The following is a 13105-nucleotide window of genomic DNA, read 5'->3' on the forward strand; positions in this document are numbered from 1 at the left end:
GTACGATATTATGATGTATCTGCAACATTTCGGCCTTCGCGAAGCACCCTTTTCGCTTACCCCGGATACGTCGTACTTCTTCGCTTATGGTCATTACGCGGATGCGTTGAATACCCTGCTGGTAGCGCTGCGCGGTGGCGAGGGGTTTATCAAGGTGGTCGGTGAAGTCGGTACCGGCAAAACCCTGCTGTGTCGCAAGCTGCTCAATACCGTGGACAAGGATTTTGTCACGGCCTACATTCCCAATCCGATGGTAACGCCCTCCGGTCTGCTGGCCGGTCTGGCTTCGGAACTGGGCGTCACCCTGTCCAACCGGCCTTATGGGCAGTATCAGTTGCAGAAGCTGATCAGCGATCGCCTGATTGAGTTGACCGGTGAAGGCAGTAAAGTGGTGCTGTGTCTGGATGAGGCTCAGGCCATGCCAACCGATACCCTGGAGACCCTGCGCCTGTTGACCAACCTGGAGACGGAAAAATACAAGCTGATGCAGGTGGTACTGTTTGGTCAGCCGGAACTGGATGAACGGCTGAATACCCGGCAGGTTCGTCAGCTTAAACAACGCATTACCTTCTCCTACCGACTCGAACCGATTGATCGTGACGGTCTGGATTCGTATGTATCGCACCGACTGGTTGTCGCCGGCTATCAGGGCGGTGCCCTGTTTGAACATCGGGCGATGCAGACATTATATAAATGCAGTCGAGGGATTCCGCGCTTGATCAATATTCTCTCCCACAAGGCAATGATGGCCGCTTACGGACGGGGCGACACGACGATCGGAGAACGGCATATGCGGATGGCCGTCAAGGATACCGAGGATACCCAGTTGTCGCGGCCGCCAAGGCGCTGGCCCTGGTGGCTGGCGGCCGGCGTCGTGGCCGCGGCGGTGCTGTTTTACTGGCAGGGTGACAAGATGCCGGGAGTCAGTTTATGAGTCTGATCAATCAGATGCTCAAGGATCTGGAGAATCGTCGCGCCGAAGCGGTGGAGTCACCGGACAGCCCGTTAAAAGGGGTGAATCGTTACAACGTCGCGCGCCGGGGCTCGCCCTATCTGTTGTATGCGCTGGGGGGGCTGTTGCTGGTTCTGGTGGCGCTGGTTGGGTTTTTAGGCTGGGCCTATCTCAATCCGCCGCAGCCCGGGGCTTCCACGCCGCCGGTGGCCGCCGCAATGCCCGCCCCGGCGGAAGCACCACAAACACCGCCCGGCAGTGATACGCCACCGGTCAAGACGCCGCTGGTAAAGGCAGAGCCCGAACCCCGGTCCGAACCCGAGCCCGAATCCAGGTCTGAACCCGAGCCCAGATCCGAGCCCAAACCCGAGCCCGAGCCCGAGCCCAAATCCGAGCCCGAGCCCGAGCCCAAATCCGAGCCCGAGCCCGAGCCCAAATCCGAGCCCAAATCCGAGCCCGAGCCCGAGTCCGGGGTTACCGCCAGGGCGCCGGCGTCGCCCGGGCCGGCGAAGCAGAAGACGGAAGAGCCCGCTGTTTCCGCGACACAGGCCGGGCAGGATGACGGGCCGGTTAACAAACGTGACCGGCCGATGAGTGACGAACAGCGTGCCGAGCTGGCCTATAAGAAAGGCTATCAACGGGTTAGCCGGGACCAGCGCGAGGCCGGTGAGCGTTATCTGCGTGAAGCTTTGGCGCACTATCGGCGTCATCACGGGGCGCGGGAGCTGTTGGCCAGTCTGTATATCAAGAGTGGACGATATGTGGAAGCCGGGACGCTGTTAAAAGAGGGACTCGCGCTGGCACCGGGACACGCGTTGTTTGCCAAGCTGTATGCGCGGGTTATGCTCCAGCAGGAGAAGCCGAACCAGGCGATCGCCATACTGGAACAGCAGCCGCCGATGCCGGGGGTAGACAGTGAGTATCACGCGCTGCTGGCGGCGCTCTATCAACGGACGGATCAGCATCTCAAGGCGGCAGCCACTTACCGGGATATACTTCGGGTGAATCCCCGTCAGGGTAGCTGGTGGATTGGATTGGGGATCTCCCTGGAACAGCTGGAGAAATATAACGAGGCGCGTGCCGCGTATCAGCGCGCAAAAGATCGCACCCAGCTGACAGAAAACCTTAAAGAGTATGTCGACAAACGGCTGGCCGTCCTGGCCAATGCCGGAGGGTAAAATTTCAGACTTCCTGTGATTGCTGTGTAGCTCCGGCTGCGGGGCTGTTCTATAATTGCGGGCAAGCCCCTTGCCCTTGCTTGCCATGTTGAAAATCAGAACTTTCATCGCCGGATTGCTGGCCTTCATCGTGTTTCCGTCACTGGTGACGGGGCCCGTGCTGGCCGGCGAACAGGGCAACGGGTATCTGCCCCAGTTTCGCCTGCACATGGATCAAAACGCCCGGGACTCATTGCCGGGCGTAACCGACTTCGAACAGGAACCGATTCTGGTGCCCCGTCTGAACAGTTTCGATCCGGCCGATCCGGTGACGGAGTCGCGCCGCCCGGCGCAGTCAGTGCAGCAGTATGATGCACGACTGTTTTATCCGGTCAGTGGCATTCACGGAATGTCGCTGGATCTTGGCGTCAATATCAAGTATCTCAATGGCGTGGGCCGTTCTTCCCGGGATGGCGGGGCGATGGCGATTCATAATTTCAATCAGGCTATCCCGATGTTCCATGCCACGGCGCTGTTCGATTTGCCCTTCGATGGGCTCTCCGCCTCCCTGGAAGGGAGCCATCGGGACACGGAACAGACCCATGCTTTCGATTACAAGGCCAAGCTGGAATACAAATGGAATCGGGGGCTGGGCCTGGAAGGGGGCTGGCGGCATCAGCAATACTCCCTGGAGGCCGAGCAGACCGCAACCCGCCTGGACTATGAATCCCGGGGACTCTTCCTCGATCTGTTCATGGACTTCTGAACCAGCCCTTCTTTCTCTGAATACCCTGGAAGTCTTTCACCGCAGAGGCGCGGAGGGCGCAAAGCTTGATTGTGCGGCGGCCTTCGCCATCGAACAGGCCGTGTGACTTCATTAGCCGCACTGGCAAAGTTCCCATTACCCGATCACCCCGCGCAGGGTGGAGCAAGCGCGGCGGTTCCATCTGAACCGGCAAATCGGGAAGCGTTGCGTCTTGATCCAGACTACCGAGTCAATGGACGGGTATTCAAAACATTTGTTTAGCGTGGAGAGTCTGCCCGGGCGACGGCGATGACGGTGATCGATTCGGCTCCCGCCCGGCGCAGGCAACGGGCCAGCTCGTTGACGGTGTGACCGCTGGTGACCACATCATCGATGATCCCGATGGCGCGGCCACGCAAATCGGCGTCGGTGTAGAAGGCCTGGCGCAGATTGCGCCGTCGCTGTTCCAGCGCTAGCCGGCTCTGGGCTTCGGTGTGCCGCCGGCGATGGGTGTGTCGGGTCAACAGCGGCAGACCGCACTGGCGGGCGATAAAACGGCCGATCTCCAGTGACTGATTGTAGCCGCGTTCCCGCAGGCGCCGCGGGTGCAGGGGAACCGGCAGCAGTGCGTCGAGCGACTGCAGCCGGGCCGCCGGCAGGCTCTGGCCCAGCAGCACGCCGAGCAGGCGGGCATACGGCAGCCGCTGCTGGAACTTGAGACGGGTGATGAGCTGATCGAGCGGCGGGGCGTAGATAAAGGGAATCAGGCTGTGCTGGTAAACCGGCGGGTGGCTCAGACAGTGTCCGCACAGGATCTGGCCCGGTGCGGTCGGCAGGGCGCAACGCCGGCAGGCGTGCTGATTGCGGGGCAAGAGGGTGAAACAGGCCGGACAGAGGGGGGAGTCCCCGGTCAGGGGGGTGTGACAGAGCCAGCAGCCCGGCCGAAAAAGATCGAAATTTAACCAGTTGTTCACTTTGCGCATCCTTGCGAGTTGACACCGACAGCAGGGTGTCTATCATGCCATTCCCTGTTCCAGTCTAGCCGAGCATTCACCCGCATGGAATCCGAGCCTACCCGTTCCAGCCATTTTTTCAGCGCCGGCAGTTGCCAGCGCATGGCGCGGCTATTCAATCTGGGCAATGTGATCGCCGTGGCCCCCGGGCTGGTCATGGCGCCCTGGATCCTGCTCGGGGATCCGCCCCATATGACCCTGATTTTCATGTTTATCCTGATGGTGGTTCCACCGATCCTGTGGTTCGGTGTCTCCATTGCCATCTATACCATCGCCCGCCATCATCCCAATGAGCGAGTCGGCCATTACACCCAGCAGGCCGCGTACCGCTTTTACGGGGCCTTCGGCATTGTGATACCCGTGGGCACTTTTTATGGCACCCAGTGGCAGCTGTGGATCATGACCGGCGGGATTGTCGCGCTGATTCTGATCCCCTGGTCACTCTGGGATCTGCACCGCATTCAACAAGAACCCTGGCAAGACACGTACGGGGAAGGGGAGACGCAATGACACAAACCGCTACCGCCATCGACAATAACCTGCGTCACGACTGGCAGGTCGGGGAGATCGACAGCCTGTTCAACCTGCCGTTCAATGATCTGCTGTTTCACGCCCAGCAGCTGCATCGCCACTATTTCGATCCCAACCAGGTACAGGTCAGCACCCTGCTGAGTATCAAGACCGGCAAGTGTCCGGAGGATTGCGGCTATTGCCCGCAGAGCATTCGTTACGACACCGGGCTGGAAGTCGAGCCGCTGATGCCCCTGGACGAGGTGATCGAATCGGCCAAGGCCGCCAAAGCCAATGGCTCCAGCCGCTTCTGCATGGGCGCGGCCTGGCGCAGTCCCAAGGATCGGGATCTGGAACCGGTGATCGACATGGTCAGGGCGGTCAAGGATCTGGGCCTGGAGACCTGTCTGACGCTGGGCATGTTGACCGAGAGCCAGACCCGACGCCTCAAGGAAGCCGGCCTCGATTATTACAATCACAATCTGGATACCTCGCCGGAATACTACGGTGAGGTGATCACCACCCGCACCTACCAGGATCGCCTCGATACGCTGGAGCACGTGCGCAATGCCGGCATGCATGTCTGTTGCGGCGGCATTCTGGGTATGGGTGAGAGCCGTTATGACCGCGTTCGCCTGATGCAGCAACTGGCCAACCAGCCGCAGCATCCCGAAAGCGTGCCGATCAACATGCTGGTGCGCGTGGAGGGGACGCCGCTGCAGGAAGCCGAGGATTTCGATCATCTCGAGTTTATCCGCAGCATCGCCGTGGCACGGATCCTGATGCCACAATCCTACGTGCGTCTATCAGCCGGGCGTGAAGAGATGTCCAATGAAATGCAGGCGCTCTGTTTTCTGGCCGGGGCCAACTCGGTCTTCTACGGTGAAAAACTGCTGACTACTCCCAACCCCGGCGCCGACCACGACCAGCAACTGTTCGACAAACTCGGCATCCAGGCCATCTAGAGAGGATGGATGATCAACGCGGAGGTCGCAGAGGCGCAGAGACGCGGAGTAATAAATTTTGAAAAGGCTGATAAAGTTTCGAATGAAGTCACCAGGCCTGAAATCGAATCCAAATAGTAAGTAACTATTTTTCTCTGCGCCTCCGCGTCTCCGCGAACTCTGCGTTACTTTCCAGGGAATCTAAAAAATGATAGATACTGTGAAATTACAACAGTCTCTGGAAGCGCGCCGGGCGCGGCATTTGTATCGCTCGCGGCAGGTGCTGGAGGGGCCGCAGGGGCCGCGGGTGGTGATCGACGGACGGGAGTATCTGAACTTCTGCAGTAATGATTACCTGGGTCTGGCCAACCATCCTGAAGTCGTACAGGCATTCAAACGCGGGGTCGACGAATTTGGCGTCGGCAGCGGTGCGGCGCATCTGGTAACCGGCCATGCCCGGTCCCATCATCAACTGGAAGAAGAGCTGGCCGGGTTTGTTGGCCGGCCGCGGGCGCTGCTGTTTTCCACCGGTTACATGGCCAACCTCGGGGTGGCCAGTGCCCTGCTCGGGCGCAAGGATGCCATATTCGAGGATCGGATTAATCACGCCTCGCTGCTCGATGCGGCGCAGCTGTCCGGCGCCCGGCTGCAACGTTACCGGCATGCCGGGATCGAACATCTGCAGCAGCTGGTTGAAAATAACCCCTCGCCTGACAAGCTGATCGCTACCGATGGCGTGTTCAGCATGGACGGCGATCTGGCGCCGTTGCCGGCGCTGGCCCAGGTAGCGCGGCAGCACGGCGCGTGGCTGATGGTGGATGATGCCCACGGACTGGGGGTGATCGGGGCAACCGGCCGGGGTTCCCTGGAGCAGTTCGGCCTGGGCATGGCGGAGGTGCCGATCCTGGTCGGGACGCTGGGCAAGGGCTTCGGGACCTTCGGTGCGTTTGTCGCCGGTGAGGCAGCGTTGATCGAAACCCTGATTCAGGAGGCACGCAGTTATATCTATACCACGGCGTTGCCACCGGCGGTGGCCGAGGCCACCCGGACCAGTCTGCAGCTGGTGCAGCGCGAGAGCTGGCGACGGGAAAAACTGCAGGCGTTGATCGCGCAGTTTCGTAGTGGTGCCGCGCAGCTGGGGTTGCAGCTGGGTGAATCATCCACGCCGATCCAGCCGTGGATCGTCGGCGACACCGAACAGGCCGTGCAGCTCAGCGAGAAGCTGAAACAACAGGGGATTCTGATCAGTGCCATTCGCCCGCCCACGGTCCCGCAAGGGACGGCGCGTCTGCGGATCACCTTCTCGGCCGCCCACGAGGCGGCGGATGTGGATCACCTGCTGGGTGTGATCGCCGGGGTGCGCTAGATTATGGACAGCGTCGCGCCGTTGCATGTGAGCCGAACCGGCGAGGGACCGGATCTGGTGTTGTTGCACGGCTGGGGAATGCATAGCGGTATCTGGCACGATCTGATCGGCCCGTTGCAGTCGCATTTTCGGCTGCATCTTGTGGATCTGCCGGGTCATGGGCAAAGCCAACAGGTCGATGGGACGTTTGATCTCGACCGGCTGGCCGGGATGATCTGGCAAAGCGTCGCGCCGCAATTGCAGGGGCCGGCCGTCTGGCTGGGCTGGTCCCTGGGCGGGATGGCGGCGTTGCAGATCGCGTTAGACCATCCCGAACAGACGCGCGCGCTGGTGCTGGTGGCCAGTACCCCGCGTTTCAGTCAGGCCGCTGACTGGCCGCATGCGATGTCCATGTCGTTGCTTGATACCTTTGCCGAACAACTGGCCGAGGATTATCAGCCAACCCTGCAGCGTTTTCTGGCCTTGCAGGTCAAAGGCAGTGATGATGCCAGAGCGACGCTGCGCACACTGCGCCAGCGGGTCCTGGACAATGCCGGGGTGAATGTTTCGGCCCTGCAAAGCGGACTGGCCATATTGAAGCAGGCCGATTTGCGTCATCGGTTACACGAGATCCGGCATCTGCCGCTGCTGATGATATTCGGCGAATACGACATGCTGGTGCCGCCGTCGACAGCAAAGGCGCTGGCGGAATATTTTGATGACAGTCTGCAGGTGGTGATCGACGGCGCGGGCCATGCGCCGTTTGTGTCACAGCCGCAGCAATTTATTCAACACGTGATGACCTGTTTACATGCAACGAAATGATGCACAGATAATCGACAAACGTCTGGCCCGGGGCGCGTTTGATCGCGCCGCCGGCAGTTATGATCAGGCGGCCGTATTACAGCGCGAGGTGGCCGACCGGATTCTGGAACGACTGGACTATATTAAACATGTGCCGCAGCGGCTGCTGGATGTCGGCTGCGGAACCGGGTATACCCTGCAACCCCTTGCCCGGCGCTATCCCGGCAGTGAGATCTGGGCGCTGGATGTCTCGCTCAATATGCTCGATCAGGCGCGGCGCAAACCGACGTTATGGCAAAAGTTTCGCGGGCGATTTCGCTATGTGGCCGGCGATGCCGAGCAATTACCCCTGGCGGATGCCAGTGTGGATATGATCTTCTCCAGTCTGGCGGTGCAGTGGTGCGTGGACCTGGATCGCACGTTTGCCGAGATGCGCCGGGTGCTCAAGCCGGACGGTTTGCTGATGTTCAGTACATTCGGCCCGGATACGCTCAGGGAACTGCGGCACTGTTTTGAATCAGTCGATGACTATTCACATACCAACCAGTTTATCGATATGCATGACATCGGCGATGCCCTGTTACGTAACGGGTTCGGCGATCCGGTCATGGATATGGAAATGCTGACAGTGACCTATGATGATGTCCTGTCTATCATGCGCGATCTCAAACAGATCGGGGCACATAACGTCACTCAGGGGCGTGCCCGGGGCCTCACGGGCAAGCGGCGTATGCAGGCGGTGAGCGAGGCGTATGAACAGTTTCGTCAGGAACAGCGCCTGCCGGTCTCCTATGAAGTGCTGTATGGCCACGCCTGGGCAATGGAGAGTGCCGGAGAGGGTTGCGCGGTGCCTCAATCGGTTAATGTCTCCTTTGATGCCGGCCGTTCATGACTGACGCAGCATACCCGGGTATCTTTGTGACCGGCACCGATACGGAGATCGGTAAGACCGTTTGCAGTTGCCTGCTGATCGACGCCTTGCAGCAACGGGGGCTGCGCGTGGCCGCTATGAAGCCGGTCGCCAGCGGCGGTCAATACCGACAAGGACAGCTGGTCAATGACGATGCCCTGCAGTTGCAGCAACAGTCCGGCCTTAACCAGGCTTACGAGCTGGTTAATCCGTATGTGTTCGAGCCCCCTGTCGCACCCCATCTGGCCGCCCGTCAGGCCGGGGAGGTCATCCGGCCCGAACCGATTCAGCAGGCGTTTTCCCAATTGAAAGCCGAGGCCGATCAGATTGTGGTCGAGGGTGTGGGTGGCTGGCGAGTGCCGTTGGCGGAGGATTTCGCGGTATCCGATTTGCCGCGTTTATTAAATCTGCCGGTGGTCCTGGTGATCGGGATGCGACTGGGTTGTCTCAATCATGCACTGTTGACGATAGAAAGTATCGAGCAGACCGGTAGCCACGTGGTGGGCTGGATGGCCAACTACCTCGATCCCGCTTTCGATGCACAACAGGCGAATCTCCAAACCCTTGAATACCGCCTTGAAGCGCCTTGTCTGGCGCAGATCCCCTACCATGGTGAACCCTTTACCCCATTACGACAGCAAGAAGTGGCCGCAGGCATAAATATAAGCTGGTTGTAATATTCTGAAAGAATGAAAGTGCTTGGAAAAATGTCAGCTGATCGATAAGGTTATTAGCCGAATGAGGCTGGCTGACAAAATCAATCACTCGATGACCTGTATAAATAGCAGTAAATACTAATTAGTAAATAAATATATAACCATCTACTGTTATTTCTGTTTGTTATAGACCTATTCTATCTTTTTTATTGCGCAGCCAGTCCCGCCTGATTACCATGCACGACAGCCTGAACACGAGATCACCCTCGTGGGGGAAGAATAATAAAAATATATAGTGCCCGCGAGCGCATTGACTTACATACCGCGGCGGAAAAATCGGGCTGAGAAAAGTAATAAGAATTATATAAACATTTAAGAATTATCCGCGCACGTCAGCATTTACTTCCAACAGGTTTGTAGGGCGACGGGTGTTTAAAATCATAACCAGAATTTAGTAATCCCAACCGGAAGAGGTAGAGGTATGTCGGCAAATACGATAACGAGAAAGCTCCGAAGCTTCCTATATGCTGTTTTGCTGTTGGGGCCCGGCAGTGCACTTGCGGAATACAAACTGAATATGCCCGAGAGTGTCACCGTCGTCGGCAAGGAGATATTCGGACTGCATATGCTGGTGCTCTGGATTGTTACCATCGTCGGGATCGGCGTTTTCGGAGTCATCATCTATTCATTGTTTAAACACCGCAAGTCAAAAGGTGCGGTGGCGTCACAGTTTCACGAAAGCACAGCCGTGGAGGTTATCTGGACAGTTATCCCGCTGGTGATTCTGGTCCTGATCGCGATTCCGGCTACCAAGACGCTGCTGAAGATCGAAGACAGCAGTAATGCCGACGTGACTGTCAAGGCAACCGGTTGGCAATGGAAGTGGCAATATGAATATCTGGATGAGGATATAAGCTTTTTCAGCAATCTGGACTCCGACAGTAACGAAGCGCGTGAAAAAGGTTCGGGCGTCAATGTGCGGACTGTTGATAACTATCTGCTGGATGTCGACAAGCCGATCGTGGTGCCGGTTAACAAGAAAGTCCGGATTCTGACCACTTCCAACGATGTTATTCATGCCTGGTGGGTCCCGGATCTCGGCATCAAGCGTGACGCCATTCCCGGTTATATCAATGAAAGCTGGTTCAAGGCGACCGAAACGGGCACCTACCGTGGTCAGTGCGCCGAACTCTGCGGCAAGGATCACGGCTTTATGCCTATCGTGGTCAAGGTAGTTGCAGAAAATGACTATCAGAACTGGGTTGCGGAACAAAAAGAAGCGTCAGCCGCTGCCAGTGCAGGCAGTGATCGTGAATGGTCCGAGGACGAATTGATGACTCGTGGTGAAGAGGTTTACAAAGCCAATTGTGCGGCTTGTCACCAGGCTAACGGCGAAGGCGTTCCGGGTACCTTCCCGGCATTGGCCGGCGGTGAACTGACCACTGGTTCGGCAGAAGGCCACATTGATATCGTGCTGAACGGCAAGAGCGGCACGTCTATGCAGGCCTTTGGCCCGCAATTGAACGATGCCGATCTGGCCGCGGTTATCACTTATGAACGTAAAAGCTGGGGCAACGACGCCAGCGTTGTGCAACCGTCAGACGTTAAGGCAGCACGCTAAGGCGTAGTGGAGGATATAAGAATGAGTACAGTAGCTGCGACACACGAGCATCACCACCCGACGGGTATTACGCGTTGGCTGTTTACGACCAACCATAAAGATATTGGTACCCTGTATCTGTGGTTTGCGTTCATCATGTTCCTGCTGGGCGGGGCCATGGCGATGGTCATACGTGCCGAGCTTTTCCAGCCGGGCATGCAGATCGTCGATCCGCATTTCTTTAACCAGATGACCACGATGCACGGGCTGATCATGGTCTTCGGGGCGGTCATGCCGGCTTTCGTCGGTCTGGCCAACTGGCAGATTCCGTTGATGATCGGCGCGCCGGATATGGCCCTGCCGCGCATGAATAACTGGTCATTCTGGATCCTGCCGTTTGCCGGCACCATGCTGGTCAGTACCCTGTTCATGGAAGGCGGCGGCCCGGCCTTCGGCTGGACCTTCTACGCGCCGTTGTCCACGACCTTCGCGCCGGCCAGTACCGACTTCTTCATCTTTGCGGTTCATTTGCTCGGCTTTTCGTCCATCATGGGGGCCATCAATATCATCGCCACCATTTTGAACATGCGGGCGCCGGGTATGACCCTGATGAAGATGCCGCTGTTTGTCTGGACCTGGCTGATTACCGCCTTCCTGCTGATTGCGGTTATGCCGGTGCTGGCCGGTGCGGTCACCATGATGCTGACCGACCGCAATTTCGGCACCAGCTTCTTTGACGCCGCCGGTGGTGGTGATCCGGTTCTGTTCCAGCATGTGTTCTGGTTCTTCGGTCATCCCGAGGTGTACATCATGATCCTGCCGGCCTTTGGCGTGGTTTCACAGATCATCCCGACCTTCGCGCGCAAACCGCTGTTCGGGTATGCCTCGATGGTCTATGCGACCGCGGCGATTGCGTTCCTGTCGTTCATCGTCTGGGCACATCACATGTTTACTGTCGGCATGCCGGTCGCCGGTGAGCTGTACTTTATGTACGCTACGGTCATGATTGCCGTGCCCACTGCGGTCAAGGTCTTCAACTGGACCGCAACCATGTGGAAGGGCTCCATGACCTTTGAAGCCCCGATGTTATGGGCGATTGCCTTTGTGTTCCTGTTTACCATCGGCGGCTTTACCGGACTGATGCTGGGTGTGGCACCGGCCGACTTCCAGTACCACGATACTTATTTCGTGGTGGCGCACTTCCACTATGTACTGGTCACCGGGGCAGTCTTCGCGATTATCGCCGGTGTCTACTACTGGTTGCCAAAATGGACCGGGAACATGTATCACGAAGGGCTGGCCAAATGGCATTTCTGGCTTTCAGCCATTTCGGTCAACGTGCTGTTTTTCCCGATGCACTTTGTCGGCCTGGCCGGTATGCCGCGGCGTATTCCGGACTACTCACCGATGTTTGCCGAATTTAACATGATGGCTTCTCTCGGTGGGTTCGTGTTCGGTGCCAGTCAGTTGCTGTTCCTGTACATCATTATCAAGACCATTCGTGGTGGCGAAAAGGCTACTGACGAAGTATGGGAAGGTGCGGAAGGTCTGGAATGGACTGTCGCTTCACCGGCGCCATACCACACTTTCGAAACGCCGCCGCAGGTCAAATAAGATCATTGACGCGGGAGAACTTCCTTTACAGGCGTTCTCCCGGTCAATTAATACAAGGCTGTATAGATGAGTAGTAATGTGGCGAGAGTGAAAGCTAAAAAATCAACCATCGCGATTCTGGTATTGATCGCAGTGGGGTTTTATATCGCGATTTTTGCCAAATACTGGTGATGGGTTATGGCCGAGGATAAAAAATCTGCCATATCACACGGCAAACTGGTCGGGAAGCTGACCGTAGTAGTGTTTGCCATGTTCGGCTTCGGATTTGCGCTGGTGCCGATGTATGACATGATTTGCGATGCGTTTGGTCTTAACGGCCGGTTTGTTGAAATCGAGCAGGGTACATTTGGCGCCGAGCAAGGGCAGATCAAGGGGCAGCAACTGGCGACCCGACGAGATATCAATCGTACCATTACAGTGCAATTTACTGCGACGTTGAACCAGAGTATGGCCTGGGAATTCGAGCCATTAACACGCAGCATGGAATTGCACCCGGGTGAGATCAAGCAGGTGAAATACCTGGCTCATAACAAGACCGGTAAGAAAGTTGTCGCCCAGGCGGTGCCGAGTGTCGCGCCGGGCCAGGCCACAAAATATTTTACCAAAATGGAATGCTTCTGCTTTGATCAGCAGACATTCGAACCGGGTGAAACCAAGGAGATGCAACTGGTATTTGTTGTTGATCCGGATTTACCCAGAAATGTTAATACGATAACCCTGGGTTATACATTTTTTGATACGGACAGAAAAGCCGGGCTGGAAAGTGACGAGAAAATCATCATGGCGGCAGCTGAAAGCAGCAAGGCGTATCTGAACTAATAACAATTACCACGACATATAAGCATAAAGAGGGGT

13 protein-coding genes are annotated in these 13105 nt (G+C 57.4%); 12 read left to right on the forward strand and 1 reads right to left on the reverse strand.

Annotation, left to right across the window (positions count from 1 at the left end):
• Window positions 1-13: 13 nt before the first annotated feature.
• The 3 genes from EDC23_RS02190 (at window position 14) to EDC23_RS02200 (ending at window position 2875) form a co-directional block, all read left to right on the forward strand.
• A complete protein-coding gene (locus EDC23_RS02190) occupies window positions 14-934 on the forward strand; it encodes an ExeA family protein (RefSeq protein WP_134081283.1) in 921 nt (306 codons plus the stop codon).
• Window positions 931-2130, forward strand: coding sequence for a tetratricopeptide repeat protein (locus EDC23_RS14200; protein ID WP_134080667.1), 1200 nt, complete (start codon window positions 931-933; stop codon window positions 2128-2130). Before EDC23_RS02190 ends, EDC23_RS14200 begins: the two co-directional genes overlap by 4 nt.
• A gap of 85 nt (window positions 2131-2215) precedes the next feature.
• Window positions 2216-2875: a porin family protein gene (locus EDC23_RS02200; protein ID WP_134080669.1), complete on the forward strand. Its 660-nt coding sequence runs from the start codon at window positions 2216-2218 to the stop codon at window positions 2873-2875.
• A gap of 257 nt (window positions 2876-3132) precedes the next feature.
• On the opposite strand, the gene EDC23_RS02205 is transcribed toward EDC23_RS02200, so the two are convergent.
• A complete protein-coding gene (locus tag EDC23_RS02205; protein WP_166668749.1) occupies window positions 3133-3828 on the reverse strand; it encodes a ComF family protein in 696 nt (231 codons plus the stop codon).
• Window positions 3829-3912: 84 nt separating this feature from the next.
• Here EDC23_RS02205 and EDC23_RS02210 point away from each other — a divergent pair, with 84 nt between their 5' ends.
• The 9 genes from EDC23_RS02210 (at window position 3913) to EDC23_RS02250 (ending at window position 13069) form a co-directional block, all read left to right on the forward strand.
• Window positions 3913-4377, forward strand: a complete 465-nt coding sequence (locus tag EDC23_RS02210; RefSeq protein WP_134080673.1) for a hypothetical protein — start codon at window positions 3913-3915, stop codon at window positions 4375-4377.
• Window positions 4374-5342 carry a biotin synthase BioB gene (bioB, locus tag EDC23_RS02215; protein WP_134080675.1) on the forward strand — a complete coding sequence of 323 codons (969 nt, stop codon included), beginning with the start codon at window positions 4374-4376 and terminating at the stop codon, window positions 5340-5342. The genes EDC23_RS02210 and bioB overlap by 4 nt, the downstream gene beginning before the upstream one ends.
• 187 nt (window positions 5343-5529) lie before the next feature.
• Complete coding sequence (bioF, locus tag EDC23_RS02220) at window positions 5530-6687, forward strand: 8-amino-7-oxononanoate synthase (RefSeq protein ID WP_134080677.1); 1158 nt, start codon at window positions 5530-5532, stop codon at window positions 6685-6687.
• A gap of 3 nt (window positions 6688-6690) precedes the next feature.
• Window positions 6691-7491, forward strand: coding sequence for a pimeloyl-ACP methyl ester esterase BioH (gene bioH / locus EDC23_RS02225; RefSeq protein WP_134080679.1), 801 nt, complete (start codon window positions 6691-6693; stop codon window positions 7489-7491).
• A complete protein-coding gene (gene bioC, locus EDC23_RS02230; RefSeq protein WP_134080681.1) occupies window positions 7478-8362 on the forward strand; it encodes a malonyl-ACP O-methyltransferase BioC in 885 nt (294 codons plus the stop codon). Before bioH ends, bioC begins: the two co-directional genes overlap by 14 nt.
• Complete coding sequence (gene bioD, locus EDC23_RS02235; protein ID WP_134080683.1) at window positions 8359-9057, forward strand: dethiobiotin synthase; 699 nt, start codon at window positions 8359-8361, stop codon at window positions 9055-9057. The genes bioC and bioD overlap by 4 nt, the downstream gene beginning before the upstream one ends.
• 460 nt (window positions 9058-9517) lie before the next feature.
• Entirely contained in the window at window positions 9518-10657 is a 1140-nt protein-coding gene (coxB, locus tag EDC23_RS02240; RefSeq protein WP_134080685.1) for a cytochrome c oxidase subunit II, read from the forward strand.
• Between the two features lie 21 nt (window positions 10658-10678).
• Window positions 10679-12250, forward strand: a complete 1572-nt coding sequence (gene ctaD / locus EDC23_RS02245) for a cytochrome c oxidase subunit I (protein ID WP_134080687.1) — start codon at window positions 10679-10681, stop codon at window positions 12248-12250.
• A gap of 177 nt (window positions 12251-12427) precedes the next feature.
• Entirely contained in the window at window positions 12428-13069 is a 642-nt protein-coding gene (locus EDC23_RS02250; protein ID WP_134080689.1) for a cytochrome c oxidase assembly protein, read from the forward strand.
• The last annotated feature ends 36 nt before the right edge of the window (window positions 13070-13105 follow it).

This window comes from Thiohalophilus thiocyanatoxydans (assembly GCF_004366735.1).
GTDB lineage: Bacteria > Pseudomonadota > Gammaproteobacteria > UBA6429 > Thiohalophilaceae > Thiohalophilus > Thiohalophilus thiocyanatoxydans.